Origin of the sequence: Bowmanella dokdonensis (genome assembly GCF_017254865.1) — a bacterium.
GTDB lineage: Bacteria > Pseudomonadota > Gammaproteobacteria > Enterobacterales > Alteromonadaceae > Bowmanella > Bowmanella dokdonensis.
The window spans coordinates 357,522-375,176 of the sequence record NZ_JAFKCV010000003.1 but is presented as its reverse complement, the minus strand read 5'-3'; the positions used below and the strand labels follow the sequence as shown (position 1 = coordinate 375,176).

General features: G+C 54.2%; 16 protein-coding genes. 11 read left to right on the top strand and 5 right to left on the bottom strand.

Annotation, left to right across the window (positions count from 1 at the left end; all coding sequences use genetic code 11):
* Nucleotides 1-45: 45 nt before the first annotated feature.
* Nucleotides 46-1,575, bottom strand: a complete 1,530-nt coding sequence (locus J0A66_RS07670) for a fumarate hydratase (protein ID WP_206573200.1) — start codon at nt 1,573-1,575, stop codon at nt 46-48.
* 234 nt (nt 1,576-1,809) lie between these two features.
* Here J0A66_RS07670 and pabB point away from each other — a divergent pair, with 234 nt between their 5' ends.
* From pabB to J0A66_RS07650, 4 genes are all read left to right on the top strand, one after another.
* Nucleotides 1,810-3,102, top strand: coding sequence for an aminodeoxychorismate synthase component I (gene pabB, locus J0A66_RS07665; protein WP_206573314.1), 1,293 nt, complete (start codon nt 1,810-1,812; stop codon nt 3,100-3,102).
* A 60-nt stretch (nt 3,103-3,162) separates the two neighbouring features.
* A complete protein-coding gene (locus tag J0A66_RS07660) occupies nt 3,163-3,729 on the top strand; it encodes a CoA pyrophosphatase (protein WP_206573199.1) in 567 nt (188 codons plus the stop codon).
* 295 nt (nt 3,730-4,024) lie between these two features.
* On the top strand, nt 4,025-5,398 hold the full coding sequence (locus tag J0A66_RS07655) for an L-serine ammonia-lyase (protein ID WP_206573198.1): 1,374 nt from the start codon (nt 4,025-4,027) through the stop codon (nt 5,396-5,398).
* A gap of 848 nt (nt 5,399-6,246) precedes the next feature.
* Nucleotides 6,247-7,101: a matrixin family metalloprotease gene (locus J0A66_RS07650; RefSeq protein ID WP_206573197.1), complete on the top strand. Its 855-nt coding sequence runs from the start codon at nt 6,247-6,249 to the stop codon at nt 7,099-7,101.
* A gap of 98 nt (nt 7,102-7,199) precedes the next feature.
* On the opposite strand, the gene J0A66_RS07645 is transcribed toward J0A66_RS07650, so the two are convergent.
* From J0A66_RS07645 to cysB, 3 genes are all read right to left on the bottom strand, one after another.
* Nucleotides 7,200-7,730, bottom strand: coding sequence for a PRC-barrel domain-containing protein (locus J0A66_RS07645; RefSeq protein WP_206573196.1), 531 nt, complete (start codon nt 7,728-7,730; stop codon nt 7,200-7,202).
* A 551-nt stretch (nt 7,731-8,281) separates the two neighbouring features.
* The gene (locus J0A66_RS07640; RefSeq protein ID WP_206573195.1) at nt 8,282-8,683 is read right to left on the bottom strand and encodes an STAS/SEC14 domain-containing protein; all 402 of its coding nucleotides are present in this window, start codon (nt 8,681-8,683) and stop codon (nt 8,282-8,284) included.
* Nucleotides 8,684-8,702: 19 nt separating this feature from the next.
* Complete coding sequence (cysB, locus tag J0A66_RS07635) at nt 8,703-9,677, bottom strand: HTH-type transcriptional regulator CysB (protein ID WP_206573194.1); 975 nt, start codon at nt 9,675-9,677, stop codon at nt 8,703-8,705.
* 210 nt (nt 9,678-9,887) lie between these two features.
* Between cysB and J0A66_RS07630 the strand changes: the two genes are divergently transcribed.
* Both J0A66_RS07630 and J0A66_RS07625 read left to right on the top strand, forming a co-directional pair.
* A complete protein-coding gene (locus J0A66_RS07630; RefSeq protein ID WP_206573193.1) occupies nt 9,888-10,580 on the top strand; it encodes a sensor histidine kinase in 693 nt (230 codons plus the stop codon).
* 28 nt (nt 10,581-10,608) lie between these two features.
* Nucleotides 10,609-11,373, top strand: a complete 765-nt coding sequence (locus tag J0A66_RS07625) for a hypothetical protein (protein WP_206573192.1) — start codon at nt 10,609-10,611, stop codon at nt 11,371-11,373.
* 27 nt (nt 11,374-11,400) lie between these two features.
* Here J0A66_RS07625 and J0A66_RS07620 read toward each other — a convergent pair whose 3' ends face one another.
* Nucleotides 11,401-12,294: a LysR family transcriptional regulator gene (locus J0A66_RS07620; protein WP_206573191.1), complete on the bottom strand. Its 894-nt coding sequence runs from the start codon at nt 12,292-12,294 to the stop codon at nt 11,401-11,403.
* A gap of 170 nt (nt 12,295-12,464) precedes the next feature.
* Between J0A66_RS07620 and J0A66_RS07615 the strand changes: the two genes are divergently transcribed.
* The 5 genes from J0A66_RS07615 to wzy all read left to right on the top strand — a co-directional run bounded on the left by J0A66_RS07615 (nt 12,465) and on the right by wzy (nt 17,654).
* Entirely contained in the window at nt 12,465-13,166 is a 702-nt protein-coding gene (locus tag J0A66_RS07615; protein WP_206573190.1) for a CoA transferase subunit A, read from the top strand.
* A gap of 10 nt (nt 13,167-13,176) precedes the next feature.
* Nucleotides 13,177-13,833 (top strand): CoA transferase subunit B, encoded by a 657-nt coding sequence (locus tag J0A66_RS07610; protein ID WP_206573189.1) that lies wholly within the window; start codon nt 13,177-13,179, stop codon nt 13,831-13,833.
* Nucleotides 13,834-13,973: 140 nt separating this feature from the next.
* Nucleotides 13,974-15,236 (top strand): lipopolysaccharide biosynthesis protein, encoded by a 1,263-nt coding sequence (locus tag J0A66_RS07605; RefSeq protein ID WP_206573188.1) that lies wholly within the window; start codon nt 13,974-13,976, stop codon nt 15,234-15,236.
* The gene (locus tag J0A66_RS07600) at nt 15,233-16,324 is read left to right on the top strand and encodes a glycosyltransferase (RefSeq protein WP_206573187.1); all 1,092 of its coding nucleotides are present in this window, start codon (nt 15,233-15,235) and stop codon (nt 16,322-16,324) included. The genes J0A66_RS07605 and J0A66_RS07600 overlap by 4 nt, the downstream gene beginning before the upstream one ends.
* The gene (gene wzy, locus J0A66_RS07595; RefSeq protein ID WP_206573186.1) at nt 16,305-17,654 is read left to right on the top strand and encodes an O-antigen polysaccharide polymerase Wzy; all 1,350 of its coding nucleotides are present in this window, start codon (nt 16,305-16,307) and stop codon (nt 17,652-17,654) included. Before J0A66_RS07600 ends, wzy begins: the two co-directional genes overlap by 20 nt.
* Nucleotide 17,655 lies beyond the last annotated feature (1 nt).

Sequence of the window (17,655 nt, the reverse complement as noted above, 5' to 3'; positions counted from 1 at the left end):
AGAAAGGCGTCCGCAGACGCCTTTTTTGCAAGAGAAACGCCCGGCTTATTTAGCCAGCGCCCCCTCCAACTCCTCAATCTTCGCCTTCCAGATAGCCGGCCCCGTTTCATGGGCATTGGCACCGGTGCTGTCCACCGCTACGGTGACCGGCATGTCTTCCACTTCGAATTCGTAGATGGCTTCCATACCCAGATCTTCAAAGGCCACCACGCGGGACTTCTTAATGGCCTTTGACACCAGATAGGCTGCGCCGCCCACCGCCATCAGATACACGGCTTTGTGCTTGGCGATGCTCTTCACCGTAGCCGGGCCGCGCTCGGCCTTGCCGATCATGCCGATAAGGCCTGTCTGCTCCAGCATCATATCGGTGAACTTATCCATCCGGGTGGCGGTGGTGGGACCGGCCGGACCCACCACTTCATCGCCCACCGCATCCACCGGACCCACGTAGTAGATAAAACGGTTGGTCAGGTCCACCCCATCCGGCAGACCTTCGCCGTTTTGCAGCATGGTCTGGATGCGCTTATGGGCTGCATCACGGCCGGTGAGCATCTTACCGGACAGCAGCACGGTTTCGCCCACTTTCCAGTCCTGGATCTCTTCTTTGGTCACCGTATCCAGATTGACCCGGCGGGTATTGGCACCCACTTCCCAGGTGACTTTGGGCCAGTCTTCCAGTTTGGGGGCTTTGAGCTCGGCCGGACCCGAACCGTCCAGGTAAAAATGGGCATGGCGGGTAGCCGCGCAGTTGGGGATCATGGCCACTGGCTTTGAGGCCGCGTGGGTAGGCAGGGATTTGATCTTCACGTCCACCACGGTGGTCAGGCCCCCCAGGCCCTGGGCGCCTATGCCTAAGGCATTGACCTTGTTAAAGATATCCAGGCGCAGTTTTTCCTCGGTGGTTTGTGGGCCACGTTCGATCAGCTCCTGAATATCCACCGGATCCATCAGACTTTCCTTGGCCAGCACGGCGGCTTTTTCGGCCGTGCCGCCTATACCTATACCCAGCATCCCTGGCGGACACCAGCCGGCGCCCATGCTCGGCAGGGTTTTCACCACCCACTCGGCAATATCATCGCTGGGGTTAAGCATCACCATCTTGGATTTGTTTTCGCTGCCGCCGCCTTTGGCGGCAATCATCACTTCAATCTTATCCCCTGGCACCATGTCGATATGCACCACGGCCGGAGTGTTGTCTTTGGTGTTTTGTCGGCTGCCCGCCGGATCGGCGACGATACTGGCACGCAGAGGATTGTCAGGATTGAGATAAGCGCGACGGGTGCCTTCATCCACCATTTCCTGCACCGTCATATCCGTCTTGTCCCAGCTTACGCCCATACCGATTTTGACAAAGCAGGTGACGATGCCGGTATCCTGACACAAGGGACGCTTACCTTCGGCGGACATGCGCGAATTGATCAGGATCTGCGCCATGGCATCTTTGGCAGCCTGGCTCTGCTCACGCTCATAGGCCTGTTCGACGGCTTTGACATAATCCAGGGGATGATAATAAGAGATAAACTGCAGGGCATCTTCGATACTGTCGATAAAATCCTGCTGACGAATCACAGTCATGCTTTGCCTCATCGCTATTGCTTGTAAAATCAGCAATCCACCGGCTCTTGTTGGCTTTGTGCGGCTTGCTACTTGGTCTTTCTTAAGGTTGCAGTATCATACACCAATTGTCCGCGCCATTGGCAGCGCCCATCTGCCTTAAACTGAATTGAGTCCTGCGTGAATATTGTTGTTCTTGCCGAAGATTTTGATCTGACTAACTTGTTCGCCCACTTCAGCCACCAAAGCTGGGCCATGCTGCTCGACTCGGCCGGTAGTGCCCATATCAACGGCGACTTCGACATACTGCTGGCCGACCCCGTCGCCCATATCCAGACCTTTGGCCCATATAGTCAAATCTGGCGCAGTGACAGACAACAGATTGATGAGTCCGACACCGACCCCCTGACTCTGGTTGAGACGCTCAACCTCGAATTGTTCGGCACATTCCCTGACGATGCGCGATTTCCTTTCATATGCGGGGCGGCGGGGTATTTTGCCTATGACCTGGGTCGCCGATTTGAACGTCTGCCCGAGCAGGCCCACCAGGATATTCAGGCACCGGAGATGGCGGTAGGCTTTTACAGTTGGGCAGTACTCAGGCAAAGACAATCCGGACAAAGCTGGCTGGTGTCACACCCGGATTTCCCCGCCCCCACCTCTTCTGAACTCATGGCCTTGGCCGCGCAGAGCAGACCGGCCACCAGTAAATTTCGCCTGACCGGCGACTGGCAGGCCAATATGAGCAAAGTGACATACCTGCAGAAACTGGCCCGGATTCATGAATACCTGCTGGCCGGGGATTGTTATCAGGTCAATCTGGCTCAGCGTTTCAGCGCTGCATATAAGGGCGATGAATGGCAGGCTTATCAGGTATTGCGGGACGCCAACCAGGCTCCCTTCTCGGCCTTTATCCGACTGCCGGGCGCCTGCGTGATGAGCATATCGCCGGAACGTTTTTTGTCGGTTAACCAAGGAAAGGTGCAGACAAAACCCATCAAAGGTACCCGTCCAAGAATGGCCGACCCACAGTTGGATAAACAGATGGCCAGCGAGCTAAGTGAGTCACAGAAGGACCGGGCGGAAAATCTGATGATCGTGGACCTGCTAAGAAATGATTTGAGTAAACATTGCCAGCCGGGATCGGTAGCGGTGCCGGAGCTGTTTGCCATCGAGAGCTTTGCCGCCGTGCACCATCTGGTCAGTACGGTGGAAGGGACGCTCGAAGACGGTGCCAGTCCACTGGATTTACTGCGGGGCGCCTTTCCCGGCGGCTCTATTACCGGCGCACCGAAAATTCGCGCTATGCAGATTATCGAGGAGCTGGAGCCGCACCGGCGGCATATCTATTGTGGTAGTATCGGGTATCTGTCCGCCCAGGGTCGTATGGACACCAGCATCTGCATCCGTACCCTGTTGTGTGAGAATGGTACAATCCATTGCTGGGCAGGTGGTGGCATCGTACTGGACTCAGATGCGGAATCCGAATATCAGGAAACCCTGCACAAGGTTAACAAGATATTGCCGGTGCTGAGCCAATCATCCTGACCATGACAGGAAAACAGGGAGTAGGGTTTGACCAGTTTGCCCGGGTAAACCACTGAGACAATGAACAAAGTCGAGTTTTTCCAACGCTTTCATCATATGCGCCAGGTGCAGACAGAACCGGACTATCCCCTCAACCGTCCGGCCAGGCCGGCAGCAGTACTGATGCCCCTGATAGACAGGAGCGAACTCACATTGCTCTTTACCCGCCGGGCCAGCCATCTGAAGCACCATGCCGGCCAGGTCAGTTTTCCGGGCGGACGCCAGGAGCCTTATGATGAGGATCTGGTTCAGACCGCTCTGCGCGAAACCACAGAGGAAATTGGCGTGCCGGGGGAGCAGGTTGAAATCGTTGGTCAGTTACCCCGCTACCGAACCATCAGCGGCTATGTGGTCACGCCTTTTATAGGACTTATCAGCCCGCCCCTGAACCTGGTGCCGGATCGCAACGAAGTGGCCTCTATCTTCGAGGTGCCGCTGAAATACCTGATGGACAAAGGCAATCACCTCACACATCTGGCTGAGCGAAACGGCCGGGTACATCCCATCTATTTTATCCACTGGCAGGAGCAGCATATCTGGGGTGCCACCGCAGCATTTGTCCGTAACCTGGCCAATCATTTGGCATAAGACGTAACAAAGGGACGAAGGACGAAGGACGAAGGACGAAGGACGAAGGACGAAGGACGAAGGACGAAGGACGAAGGACGAAGGACGAGCAAGATAATTTAAGCCTAAACCATCCATAAACATCCAGCCTGTTACTGGTCATTGATTACCCGTTACTTGTCCCTTGTTACTTGTTACTTCCTGTTTTCTTTACATCAGATTAACTTTTCTAATCCTGCCCATTACTTTTGTCTGTTTGTCAGTTGGTCCACAATGATTGATAGTGAAGAGTTACTAAAAGTATTACAGGTACCCTATGATCAGCGTATTCGACATGTTCAGCATCGGCATCGGGCCGTCCAGCTCCCATACGGTGGGACCCATGCGTGCCGCCAAGGCCTTTATCCAGGATCTCAAAGACCAGCAGTTGTTCGCCAGGACCGACTTTGTCAAAACCGAGTTATATGGCTCCCTGGGTCAGACAGGTAAGGGCCACGGCACCGGCAAGGCTGTAATCCTGGGTCTGTTGGGACATGATCCGGAAACCGTCGATGTGGATCGGGTCGAGCAGATGCTGGCTGAAATAGACGAAACGCAGCAACTGAATCTGGGCGGCGAAAAAAAGGTGGCCTTTCCCCGCGAGGGCGCCATCGTTTTTCATCGGCGCAAGACCCTTAAACTGCATTCCAATGGCCTGACTTTTTTTGCTTACCAGGGCGATGAGCTGCTGTTCAGCCAGACTTACTATTCCATAGGCGGTGGCTTTATCATCAAGGAAGAAGATTTCGAGGACGAGAAGGCCACTGCCCTCAAGCACGACGAGAAGCCGGTACCCTTCCCTTTCGAAACTGCCGCCGAGCTGCTGGCCCACTGCAAGGAGCACGGCATGCGCATCAGTACCCTGATGCTGAAAAACGAACAGGTATTCCAGAGCGACAAGGAAATTCGCACCAAGCTTTGGCATATCTGGCAAGTGATGGCCGCTTGTGTGGAGAAGGGCAAACAAACTGAAGGGATCCTGCCGGGAGGCCTGAAAGTACGTCGCCGGGCGCCGGATCTGTACCGCAAGCTGCAGAATGAAAAAAGCGCTGACCCCATGGCCGCCATGGACTGGGTGAACCTGTTTGCCCTGGCGGTCAATGAAGAAAACGCCGCCGGCAGCCGGGTGGTCACCGCCCCCACCAACGGCGCCGCAGGCATCCTGCCCGCTGTGTTGTGCTACTTCGATAAGTTTGTTCGCCCGGTGGATGAAGACACGGCGGTGCGTTACCTGCTGACCGCCGCCGCTATCGGCATTCTGTACAAGAAAAACGCCTCTATCTCCGGCGCCGAAGTAGGCTGTCAGGGCGAAGTGGGTGTGGCCTGCTCCATGGCCGCCGGTGCGCTGGCGGAGATCATGGGCGCCAGTGTGGCCGCTGTGGAGAACGCCGCCGAAATCGGCATGGAACACAATCTGGGCCTCACGTGTGACCCGGTGGGCGGGCTGGTGCAGGTGCCCTGTATCGAACGTAACGCTATGGGTTCGGTCAAGGCCATCAATGCCGCCCGCCTGGCCATGCGCGGCTCTGGCGAACACAAAGTGTCCCTGGATAAAGTCATCAAGACCATGTGGGACACCGGCAACGATATGAAATCGAAATACAAGGAAACCGCTCGCGGCGGCCTCGCTGTAAATATTATAGAGTGCTAGCGGTTTTCTTGTACCAGCACAGGGAGGTGCTGGCGCCAGCCGGATAACAAGAATAGTCGCATCTCTTCGCCGGTATCAGGTTGGCGGACAAGGTGCTGGACAGGAGGTTCGGCGCCGGAACAATAGCAGAAACGGCAAGAGGCGGATTGGCAGTTAATATCATCGAATGTTAAAAGCCGTTTCTTTGTGCCGGACAGGATAGTCCGGCTCACCAACCGGCAGGCGAGCATAATGACACTTCTGCGCTGACTAAAGGTTGGTGGAAGCAAGGTGCAGGTCAGGAAGTCCTGCGCCAGAAAAAGAGCTGAAACCGCTCGCGGCGGCCTCGCTGTAAATATTATAGAGTGCTAGCGGTTTTCCTGTACCAGCACAGGGAGGTGCTGGCGCCAGCCGGATAACAAGAATAGTCGCATCTCTTTGCTGATAGCCGGTTGTCGGCATAAAGCCAACTCTATTCCCCTATTGGCTCTCACTGTCCCTTGCCACTGACAGAAATTGGCGCTCTTAATACGTTCCCGCCCTGCGAAGAAAGGGGACGACAAGAGCGGCCTTTAGCTTCGACCTGAACCCGAGGAACAATAGGTATCCCCTCACCCTTTAAGTTATGGCGGGGCATCTGGTTCACCAATTGACTCGCCCCCTTATTGTCAGTACCGTCCTGGATATATTCTAGTCAGATCCGCGAATCACAGGGAAGTCCACGCTTGGTCTGGACTTGAACGAACGCTTTTTTAGTGCGGCAGTGTACTGACGGGGTTCGTTGTACTGTACCGGGGTTCCAAGGGCTTCAAAGTGCTCTGACAAAGTCGGCTCCGGTGTTTTCAGAGTATCTTTGTGAGGAAACTGCGATGCGTGCACCTCTTGCCATAGCCGTCATTATCTGTGCCGGATCTCTGCTATCCCTACCCCCGTTTTCCAGCCTCGCCGCAGAGGGATATCGGTTGCTTGAACTGGAGGGTGGCAAGGTCAAGTGGGGAGAACAAAGGTTAGGGACCGGAGCCAGCATCAGCTATGCCTTTGCCGACGAACCCCTGGCGTTTGCTAAGGCGCGCAATTGTGGAGAATTGGCGCCCGTTGAAAAACTGTTAGGGAACAATATTTCCCGACAAACGCTGGTCCGCGAGACTGCCGCCGCATTTCGGGTATGGGAGCGCGTAGCCGGATTGTCATTCCACCAGGTGAGCCATACACAAGACGCGGATATCATTTTTGGTGCGCAGGGAAAACCGGAAGGACGGGCATTTGCCAATGTCTCCTATGAGCCCGATGCCAGTGAAGGGATCCGTACCATCAAACAGGCGTTGCTGTGCCTGAATCCGGAGCACAAGTGGAAGGTCGGGTTCGACGGTGATGTGGATGTCTATGACTTGCGCTATACGCTCATACACGAGATAGGTCACGCCCTCGGCCTGGATCATCCCGGGCGTTCAGGACAGGTGATGGCGTTCCGTTATACCGAAGCATTTGACGATCTGCAGCCCGGTGACTTACTTGGTATTCAGATACTCTATGGCCAGGCCTCCGAGGCTCAATTGGCCAATAGCAGGGTGACTCAGATAAGCGAGATGCAGGAGGCGGGATATCAAGCCGATCACTCCAATGATAATGCGGTGGAAAATGTCGAAGAAGACAAGATTAACAGCGGCATGGCGTTCTCCGATAGCGCTTCCTATACCGGCAAGCTCGGATCGGGGCCTGAATAGATTGCAGCGCCCTGCCCCGGCCGATGCTCAATAAAAAGCGGCAGGAGCGCAGGCCCCTGCCCTTTATTGACTTCAGGGTAAGTGTCAGTCACCTCAAGTCACTTGTTGATTTTATACTTTGACTTTGCTTCAAACTTCGGAGCAGAACTCAGTTCTTCTCGGGTCAACTGAGTCTGTAGCATGTCCGCATCAGCAGAGCCCGTGGTTTGTATGTCGTCCCAGCCAATGGCGACATCTTTCTCGCCCAAGCCCAGGAATCCACCCACACTGACGACAAGCGCCACAACCTGACCATTTGAGTCAATAATCAGTTCGTTTACCGATCCGACTTCCTCATTATTAGAGGTGTTCACAGTAGCACCAATCAGATGACTCGCTTGCAGACCATTGGCCGGTATTTCGTTTAAAAAACCACGGTTTGCCATATAAGTCTTATCGTCTTTGTTTTGGCGTCCTAAGGTAGTTTCATAAGCGGTTTGATCATCACGCTTCTTATCGTACTTATGCTGGCTCTGCTGTTCACGATCTTTGTCCTGAGCAGCAGATTGTTCAGCCAGCACAGAACCTGCACTCAAAGCCACAACCGGGGTGATCAATGCACACAAAGCAATTGAACGTAACTTTTTCATATAAATCTCCTTAAAATAGATAGGATAGCCGGACAACATTTCCGCTATAACCGCTTCACCACAGCCTCTCCCCAGGCGTTCTTGCCGGGCGAGTCTGAATCGCCGTCATAGATGGCATTCAGGATGAAGCTCTAAACTGCGCAGTAGAAGTTCCTCTGTCTGTGCACTCTCCCGTTAAGGAAAGACTCAGCAGGTGCATTTGATGGGCGATAATGATTTTATGGGGAGGTCCCGGTCTGCCTCATATTGCGTTGCACGCTGTCAACACAAGTTAAGCAGATAAACGTATTTTTTCTAACTCCATCCAGCATTTATCTGATCAGCCAGGGTAAACGGGAGGTAAGATTTCTCAATTGCAAAGACCTGGATAGGCAAACGTGTGGAACATTTTTCAGTAATCCAAACGACGGAGATTTTCGACTCAGGAGTTCTGGTTGCAGGAGGCAGTGAAGCAACACCGCGCTGTTGGACAATCAATAGATGGAGACGAAGGGCAGCAAGCCCAACAAGGTAAAAGGTCAGAGGCAGACGACTTTTGATAGAGCCCCTTCCTATACCGGAAATTTTTCTGACAACCATGCCAGGGCCAGCTCTTTCTGCTTAAACACCTGCTTTTCAAACGTCTCGGATTGTGCTGGTACAATCCAGTTGCCCACCAGCTCCGCCACGAGGGCACTGTCTGTAACGATAGCTTCGCGGCTGAGGCCCTGGGTAATGGCCCACTCAGTCAACTTGCGCAATTCACGATAGGCATCCGGTGTGGCAAACCATTGATTATCTAAGCTCACCAGACAACCAAAACGCTGCCCCTGCATATCCAGCACAATCTGCTCTGCTTCCTGCAAAAACTCAAGAGCAGCCTCATGATTCCAAGGCCCACTCACATTCAGGGTAATAACAAGCCCTTTGGCATCCACCTGGTAGTCACCATGTGACGCGAATCTGGCAAACAATTTGATTCTCCCAGAGGAACTACTTCACAGGCAAAGTGAGATCCTTAAACATCCGCTCGATATCGTCATTACTCTTTTGCATCATTGCCCGCTCCACCACATCCTTGGTCAGATGGGGCGCGAAACGCTCGATAAAGTCATACATATAGCTGCGCAGGAAAGAGCCCTTGCGGAAGCCTATTTTGGTGGTGCTGTACTGGAACAGATGGCTGGCGTCGATTTTCACCAGATCACCATCGAGCTTTTCATCCAGTGCCATGGAGGCAATTACGCCGATGCCCACGCCAAGACGCACATAGGTCTTAATCACATCCGCATCGGTGGCGGTAAAGACTATCTTCGGCTCCAGACCGGCACGGTTAAAGGCATCGTCCAGCTCAGAGCGGCCGGTAAAGCCGAACACATAGGTCACCAGTGGGTACTGAGCGATATCTTCGATGGCCACAGAGGTCTTTTTGGCCAGGGGATGTTCCCGATTAACGATAATGCTGCGGTTCCAGTGATAGCAGGGCAACATGACCAGGTCGTTGTATAAATGCAACGCTTCGGTGGCGATGGCGAAGTCAGCCTCCCCTTTGGCCGCCAGATCGCTAATTTGCGACGGGGTGCCCTGGTGCATATGCAATGACACCTTGGGGTATTTGCTCATAAACCCCTTGATCACCCCCGGCAGCGCATAGCGGGCCTGGGTGTGGGTGGTGGCGATATTCAGCTTGCCCTGGTCCGGCAGAGTATGTTCACGGGCCACTGCCTTGATGCTTTCCACCTTGGCGAGGATTTCCCGGGATATATTGATCACATCCTTGCCCGCCTCGGTCACATGGGTCAGATGCTTGCCACTGCGGCCGAAAATCTGTACACCCAGTTCGTCTTCCAGCATTCGCACCTGCTTGCTGATCCCAGGTTGGGAGGTAAACAGGCTCTCGGCCGTGGCAGAGACGTTCAGGTTGTTATTCAGGACTTCGACTATGTAACGCAGTTGTTGTAGTTTCATCTGACTTGGGGGCTTCGACTTTGTTGCACTTCTTATATGCCAAATATATATACTGATGAGGAAATTAATTCCATAAAATTTTAGAAAAAGAGCGGATTTTATCCAATGCCGGGCGATAAACAACTGTAGAGGCAGGGCTTTTCTCAGGGCGTCTTTCCCTGTCAGGCCAATACTGTTATAACAGGCACATCAAGATTAAGCCGTATTATTATGCCCAATTCGTCCAAGTTGATCGATTTCTCGTCTGTGCTGGCTGCCGGGGTGCATGACATGAAGAACTCCTTGTGTCTGCTGCTGCAATCCATCGAGAACCTTGGTCAGATCCTACCCAGGGATCAGCAGGAAATCAGTGACAACCTGGCGAACCTGCAATACGAAGCGTCCAGGCTAAACACCGGCCTGATGCAATTGTTGTCCCTGTACCGGGCCGAGAAGCAACGCCTGCCGGTTAGCGTCGATGAGCATTATGTGGCCGACCTGGTGGACGATCTGCTGGCCACCAATGAGGGCTACCTGGCCAATAAGAAGATGGAGCTTGAGGTGCAGGTAGAGGAGGATATTGGCTGGTATCTGGATGCGGATCTGGTCAATGTGCTGCTTAATGACATTCTGATCAACGCCATGCGCTACAGCAAACAGCAGTTGAAGCTCAGCACCTTTGTGAAGGACGACTGCCTGTGTTTTCGCATTGAAGATGACGGCCCCGGCTACCCTCAGAGTATGCTGATAGCGGGCGAAATTGACATGCAACATTTCGATATCAGTTCTGGTCGCACCGGACTTGGGTTATTCTTTGCCAGAATGATTGCCGAAGCACATAGCAGCAACGGCAAAACTGGCTCCATACAACTGGAAAACGGCGGCTCTCTCGGCGGTAGCGTCTTTACCCTGAAATTGCCCTGACCGCTATAATAAGAAAAAAGTGATGAATATGTTCACTATTGTAATCATCCTCATTGTGGCGCTGATCATCATCGCCATCGTGATAAACGCCATTCAGCAACACAAAGAGCAGGTTGAGGCTGAGCGACGTGCCGAACTGGCAAAGCAGAAGTCCATCGTCGATGAAACCGAGGATGTGCTGATTGCCGCTGCACAAATGCCCGTCTCCCAACAGTTGATCCTGATATTGCACAAACGCGTGCTCAATGCACTTGAAGCCATGTATGAGCTGAATCCCAAAGCCATGGATCTCAAGCAACGGGTCAAGGATGCCAGGGAAAGGGTCAATGCCATCAAGCCTGAAAATCTTCCCCCCCCGACGGACAATTTCCTGCTCCCTGATAATGACAAGCAGATCATCATCTTTATTCAGGGCGTAAAGAAGCTGCGCACGCTGTTGCGATCAGAAAACGCCAAGGGCAAGGTCGACACCCATGTTTTCCTGGAAGAAGACAAGCGCCTGGAGCGCCTGCAACTGAAAGTCAATGTGGAAACACTGGCCAAACGTGCCCGTGCAGCGGTGCAAAGCAATATGCTCGGCTCTGCCCGGCAGTATTATGAGAAAGCCATCGTAGCCCTCAACGCCCAGGCCAACCAGGATGAGTTTACGATCGCCCGGCGCCAGGAACTGGAGCATCAGCTACAGGATATTCAGGACAATCTGCGCAATACCAATGCCGCCGATCGGGAAAAACGCCGCGACGCGGAGCGGGATGAACTGGATGAGCTGTTTGCGCCGAAGAAGAAATGGTAGTGGTACCTGTTGGCAGTAGGGGCCAGGTTAGCCGCCGAAGCGCTCTGTCAGCATGTTCAGCAAACGGCTGGCCGGCACCGAAAGCTTGCCCCGGCTGCGCCGGATAACCCCGACTCTCTTTGCTTCTCCCTTTAATGCCATCGGAATGCACGCCAGGCCGCGACGCTGCATATCCTGCCGGCAAATTGCCGGTACCACGGACAGGCCGAGTCCTGCCGCCACCAATTGGCCGACAGTGGATAACTGACTGGCTTCGGCAACACTATTCACCTGCGTACCTGTTTCCTGCATGGCCGTCTCACACCAGGCGCGGATAGTCGAGCCGCGATTCATCGCCACATAGTCCAGTCCGTGGAGATCGGCCCAGTCCAGTTCCGGGTGGTTTGCCAGCGGATGGCCGGTGGACATAATGACCAGAAACTGGTCGGCGAACAGCGGGATAAATTCCAGCCCTTCCATCTGCTGTGCCTCGAAGATGATGCCAAGCTCGGCCCTGCCATCGAGCACGGCGTCAACGACGCGCTCCATTACCATATCCAGCAGCGCCAGGTTGATGTCCGGATAGGCCAGGTGATAATCACGAAGAATCATCGGCAGTAAGCTGTTGGCGAATGAGGGCATGGCCGCCAGGGTCAGCTTGCCCCGCTTCATCGCAAATAAACTGTGCAGATCACTGAACGCTTCTTCCCAGTCGTGCAGCAACCGTTGCGCCACCGGCAAAAATGTCCGGCCTTCGGGCGTCAGCTCCAGACTGCGGGTCGTGCGCGACAACAGGCTGCCGCCCACCGCATCCTCGAACTTGCGAATGGCAATGGACAGGGCCGGCTGGGACAGATGTAACCGCTCTGCCGCCTCGGCGAAAGAACGGCAACTGGCCAGTTGGACGAAGATCTGCAATTGTCGGGGAGAAACGTAAGACATACCCACGCCATTTATAAATTTTATTTATTATTAACCAAATCAAATTAATTTTACATATTCATAACAGTTGCAGATACTGAGTTCATCAAAGGAGGAGTGGGATGATTCTGCGCGCAGATGCTCTACACTCCTTCACCAATAACTTACAAACCGCAGCACAGGAGAATCCAATGTCAGGTTTTGATAAGGTCGTGACCAGCTATGAAGAGGCGATGGCGGGTCTGACAGATGATATGACCGTTATTGCCGGGGGCTTCGGCCTGTGCGGCATTCCCGAAGGCTTGATCGGTCAGATTAAAAAGATGGGCGTCAAAGGCCTGACTGTGGTGTCCAACAACTGCGGCGTGGACGGTTTTGGCCTGGGTATTCTTCTTGAGGACAGACAGATCAAAAAAATGGTCGCCTCTTACGTAGGCGAAAATGCCTTGTTCGAAAAACAACTGTTATCCGGTGAACTGGAAGTAGAACTGACCCCCCAGGGCACCCTGGCGGAAAAAATGCGCGCCGGCGGCGCAGGGATCCCGGCCTTTTATACGGCCACAGGCTATGGGACGCCGGTCGGCGAGGGTAAGGAGGCACGTGAGTTCAACGGTCGCCCCTATATTCTGGAAGAATCCATCACAGGAGACTTTGCCATAGTCAAAGCCTGGAAGGCGGACAGATACGGCAACTGTATCTACCGTCACACGGCGCAAAACTTCAATCCCATGGCCGCCACCGCCGGCAAAATCACTGTGGTGGAAGTGGAAGAAATCGTCGAGCCGGGTGAGATCCCGCCAAGCCAGATCCATACTCCCGGCATTTATGTGAACCGGGTAATCCAGGGCACGTTCGAGAAACGCATCGAACGTAAAGTCACCCGCAACGCATAAGGAGAAACCTATGGCCCTTTCAAGAGAACAAATCGCCATGCGCGTTGCGCAGGAATTCAAAGACGGCAGCTATGTGAACCTGGGCATCGGCATCCCTACCCTGGCCGCCAACTATGTACCGGACGGCATCAAGGTGATGTTGCAATCGGAAAACGGCCTGCTGGGCATGGGTCCTTATCCCACCGAGGAGCAGGTGGACGCCGATATGATTAATGCCGGCAAGGAAACCGTTACTGCCGGCACTGGAGCCTCCATCTTCAGCTCGGCAGAAAGCTTTGCCATGATCCGTGGCGGCCATGTGGACTTTACCGTACTGGGCGCCTTTGAAGTGGACGTGGAAGGCAACATCGCCTCCTGGATGATCCCCGGAAAGCTGGTCAAGGGCATGGGCGGCGCCATGGACCTGGTCGCCGGCGCCAAAAACATCATCGTCACCATGACTCATGCGGACAAACACGGCAATTCCAAGCTGTTGGAGAAATGCACCCTGCCCCTGACCGGCGTGAACTGCATTACCCATATCATTACCGATCTGGCCATGCTGGAAGTGAAGAACAATGCCTATTACCTGCGTGAGCGGGCGCCCGGCGTCTCGGTGGAGGAAATCCGCGCCAAGACCGCCGGCCAGTTGGTAGTGGAAGGGGACGTACCGGAAATGCGCTTCTGACAAAATTGTGCTAAAAAATGCGCCTGTCGCCTTACCCAGGCGCACTATTTATAACAGGTAAAGCATCAGGATTGAGTTTGCACTTCGCTTATCGCATCATAGGCAGACAACTATAATAAAAACCGATATTTCCTGACTTCATGAACTCACCGTTCACCAGGCATTTTGCATTGACCTTTGTCGCCAATACCGGCCTGGCATTCTGCAATTGGCTGCTGCTTGCCCTTATCAGCAAAGCATTCGATGACAAACAGCTGGGTCAGGTAGTACTCGCCCTGTCCATTCTCTCGCCGCTGTTTCTGCTGGCCAGTTTCAAATTGCGCACCCTGCTCATCTGTGACAGGGGCGAACAGCCTCTTCTCGCCCAGTATTTTCACGCCAGACTGCTTGCCAATCTGTTTCTGCTCGCCCTGCTTCCATTAATCTGGGGGAAACTGGCCCCGGCACTTCCATTTGAATTTTTGTTAATCATCGGGCTTTATAAATTCAGCGACAGTTGGTTCGAGCTGCATATCAGTCTGTTGCATCGCCTGGAGAAATTTGCCCTTGCGGCAAAGTGGCAAACCAGCCGCGCCTTGTTGACATCGTTGACCCTGTTGGTGAGTGCCTGGCAACTGGACTCTCTGAGCGCAGTACTTTGGGCCTGGCTGAGCATTACGCTTCTCCTGACTCTGGGCTTGTCACTGAGCAACCGCATCCTGGCTGAAAAACAGCTTGGTCAGAGCTTCCGCCCTGTGCACCATCTGCTGAATAGGGGATGGATAAGCCGCTCGGCCCGGCTCTATCGAACCCACCTGGTCCTGGCATTGGCACTGGCCAGCTCTTCCCTGTTTGTCTACCTACCCAATTATCTGCTGGCGCGATTACAGGGCCTGGAAGCTGCAGGACGCTTTGCCATCGTCAGCTACTTTCTGGTGGTGGGCAGCCTGCTGGTAACCAGTCTGGGGCAAATCGCCCAACCGCGCCTTGCCAGAATGGTTCAGCAAGCAGAATTTTCCGCCCTGGCGCGTCTGACCCTGTCCCTTTGTCTAACCGGCTTTGCTATAGGACTGGCCGGGTGGTCGCTGGCCTGGCTCGCCGGTGATTGGTTACTGAGCCTGCTTTATCGCTCTTCCATGGCCGCCATGCAAACTGAGCTATGTTGGATAATGGCCGCCGCCGCGATTCGCTATGGCTACTTGTTTGTTGGCACCAGTTTAAATGCATTCCGTGCCTTTGGCGTGCAGTCGGTTATCTCGTTAGCCGGAACCCTGACAGTGGGGCTGAGCTGCTGGCTGCTGATCCCAACGAAAGGCACCCAGGGAGCCGCCCAGGCCATGGTGATTGCCACCTTGCTGGAGATGTCACTGTACCTGGCTTACTTGCTGCATTTTTCCCCCAGACTACGCAGCAGGTTGGCATGAATAGGCGCGTCCTGCATGTGTTTGGCATTATGAACCGGGGGGGCGCCGAGTTACGCACCCTGGATCTGATGCGCAAGATGCAGCCCATGGGCTATGAGTTTCATTTCTGCGTGTTGAGCGGCCAGGCCGGGGTGCTTGATGAGCCCATTCGCGCCATGGGCGGGCGGGTCCACTATTGTCCCCTTAACCGTACTTTTCCGTGGCGATTTGTGCGATTGTTGAAGTCCGAGCAGATCCACATTCTGCATTCCCATGTGGCGCTGCCTTCAGGTCTGATGGTCCTGCTGGGACGGCTGGCTGGGGTGAGGCTGCGTATCGCCCACCTTCGCAGTTCCGGCCAGGGCAGCAATGACGGTTTGGGCAGAAGGCTACGTGACTGGATTCTGAGGCTGAGCCTGGCTTGTAACAGTAACAAGATACTGGGGGTCTGCCCAGGCGCCTTGCAACACGTTTGGCCCGACTGGCAGGACAACGCCAAGTGCCAGGTGGTGTTCAATGGTCTGGAGCAAAGAAATGTTTCCCTGGGTGACGACTTCTGGCAGCCCCTGTTTGAACGGACCGGGCCGGTAGTGATCAATCTGGCTCGTATGGACGACGTCAAAAATCACTTGCGCCAGGTGGACGTTTTTGCCGAGTTTTGCCGCCTCCATGCAACTGCCTCAATGGTGTTTGTCGGCAAGGAAAATCCGCAGATTAAAGAGGCTATGCTGGACAGGGCCAGGCACCTGGAATGTCTGGAGAGCCTATTTTTTGCTGGCGAACAGGCCGATCCCCTACCCTATCTTGCCCATGCGGATGTGATGCTGTTCCCCTCCAAGTGGGAAGGTTTACCGGGCGCGGTGCTGGAAGCGGCCAGTGTCGGCACACCGGTTTTGGCTAGTCACCTGCCCGGTACTGAAGATATCGCGGCGCAGTTGCCCGCAGTGCAACTGTTGGATCTGAGCCAGGATAACCGGGTATGGGCTCAAAAACTGGCGGCACTGCTGACGACTTCCACCCAACGGGCCAGTCACCAGGCAAGTTTTGGACGCAGCCATTTCCTTCTATCCAGAACTGTAGCGCAACTACATGCCATCTATTCAAGCTGAAGCCTCCCTGGCCAAGTCCCTGGGCCTGTGGCTATTGCTGATGGTCGGGATCCTAATCCTGGGTGTTAACGGTAATGCGTTGGATATCAGTCGCCAGCAACTGGAGATTTTTACCTCCCTGTGTTGGTTGTTCATGCTATTTCTGCTTGGCAAGGCGTTGCCCAAGGGTATCTGGTCCATCTGTTTTATCTATTTTGCCAGCTTCAGCATTTTTCACGCCGGCTTGATTCTGGCCGACAGCCTGGGCGGTATCACCGACAGGGATATCCGCTACCAAATCAGTTTCTGGTTCGATACCACGCAAACCCTTCACGCCATTCACCTGGTCAGCCTTGGCATGTTGGGGTTTGCCCTGGGCGCCCTGATATTCAGCTCACCTGAAGTGCCAGCCCAACTGCGTCATGATGAAGAAAACGCCAGTCGTCGTATCTACCACACAGGCGGCATACTCCTTACCTTGTCCATTATTATTTTCTTTGCCGTTACCGGGCTGACTGGCGCATTGAGCTCCTACGGCACCTATCTGGAGCTGCTAAGCCAGGTACCCCTGCTGGGGGTCTTCTACGCCTACCTGTACTTTTTTATCGGCGCGGGGCTGGTACTGGTCAGCGCGGCATACCAGAAAAAGCGGGGTTACCACTATTTCCTGTTGTTTGCCCTGTGGGCCTTGTTCGCTTTCAAGCTTGGTCTGCGTGGAGAAGTCATGTTCCCACTGACAGTCGCCGCCTGCATGCTGGGCAGAAAGGGCATGACCCTGGGGACGGGCAGCCTGTTGTTATTTATACTGGTTTTTCTGATCGTCTCAGGGGTTGTCAAGAACGCCAGGATTTCCGGCGATTACTCACAAGTGCAGAGCATTAATCCGATGAATGCGGTGGCTGAGATGGGCTCAAGCTTGCGGCCGGTGCAAGAAGTGATCAAATGGCATGAACAGGGCGACCCCCTGCTGCTGGGTGCAAGCTACTGGGCGCCAATCGAGCGTCAAATCGCGTTACTGGTGCCCGGTATGGAGCGGCTCAATGCCGCACAGGACAAACGACTCTTGAATGTCGTGGTCCAGCAACGGGTCGGTCCCATTGGTTTTTCGCCGGTCGCCGAGGCCTACCTGAACTTTGGCAGGACGGGGGTGATCCTGGTGCTGTTCCTGCTCGGTGCATTGTTAGCCAGGCTGGATAATCTGCCATCATCTCTAGACCGAGATATTTTGCTCGGCATGGCGCTGATACCCTTGTTTATCATGATCCGTAACAGTTTTACCCATGTGCCGGTACAGATGGTTCTGGGCTTGCTCATTGGCATACTGGTCATTTTTGTTACAAGGAGAGCCTGAC

Coding starts and splice junctions, on each gene's coding strand:
- J0A66_RS07645 (WP_206573196.1), bottom strand. CDS start 7,730: ATGAAAAAGTTACGTTCAATTGCTTTGTGTGCATTGATCACCCCGGTT.
- J0A66_RS07630 (WP_206573193.1), top strand. CDS start 9,888: ATGCCCAATTCGTCCAAGTTGATCGATTTCTCGTCTGTGCTGGCTGCC.
- wzy (WP_206573186.1), top strand. CDS start 16,305: ATGCCATCTATTCAAGCTGAAGCCTCCCTGGCCAAGTCCCTGGGCCTG.
- J0A66_RS07620 (WP_206573191.1), bottom strand. CDS start 12,294: ATGTCTTACGTTTCTCCCCGACAATTGCAGATCTTCGTCCAACTGGCC.
- J0A66_RS07650 (WP_206573197.1), top strand. CDS start 6,247: ATGCGTGCACCTCTTGCCATAGCCGTCATTATCTGTGCCGGATCTCTG.
- J0A66_RS07655 (WP_206573198.1), top strand. CDS start 4,025: ATGATCAGCGTATTCGACATGTTCAGCATCGGCATCGGGCCGTCCAGC.
- J0A66_RS07625 (WP_206573192.1), top strand. CDS start 10,609: ATGTTCACTATTGTAATCATCCTCATTGTGGCGCTGATCATCATCGCC.
- pabB (WP_206573314.1), top strand. CDS start 1,810: ATGCTGCTCGACTCGGCCGGTAGTGCCCATATCAACGGCGACTTCGAC.
- J0A66_RS07615 (WP_206573190.1), top strand. CDS start 12,465: ATGTCAGGTTTTGATAAGGTCGTGACCAGCTATGAAGAGGCGATGGCG.
- J0A66_RS07605 (WP_206573188.1), top strand. CDS start 13,974: ATGAACTCACCGTTCACCAGGCATTTTGCATTGACCTTTGTCGCCAAT.
- J0A66_RS07610 (WP_206573189.1), top strand. CDS start 13,177: ATGGCCCTTTCAAGAGAACAAATCGCCATGCGCGTTGCGCAGGAATTC.
- J0A66_RS07660 (WP_206573199.1), top strand. CDS start 3,163: ATGAACAAAGTCGAGTTTTTCCAACGCTTTCATCATATGCGCCAGGTG.
- J0A66_RS07670 (WP_206573200.1), bottom strand. CDS start 1,575: ATGACTGTGATTCGTCAGCAGGATTTTATCGACAGTATCGAAGATGCC.
- cysB (WP_206573194.1), bottom strand. CDS start 9,677: ATGAAACTACAACAACTGCGTTACATAGTCGAAGTCCTGAATAACAAC.
- J0A66_RS07600 (WP_206573187.1), top strand. CDS start 15,233: ATGAATAGGCGCGTCCTGCATGTGTTTGGCATTATGAACCGGGGGGGC.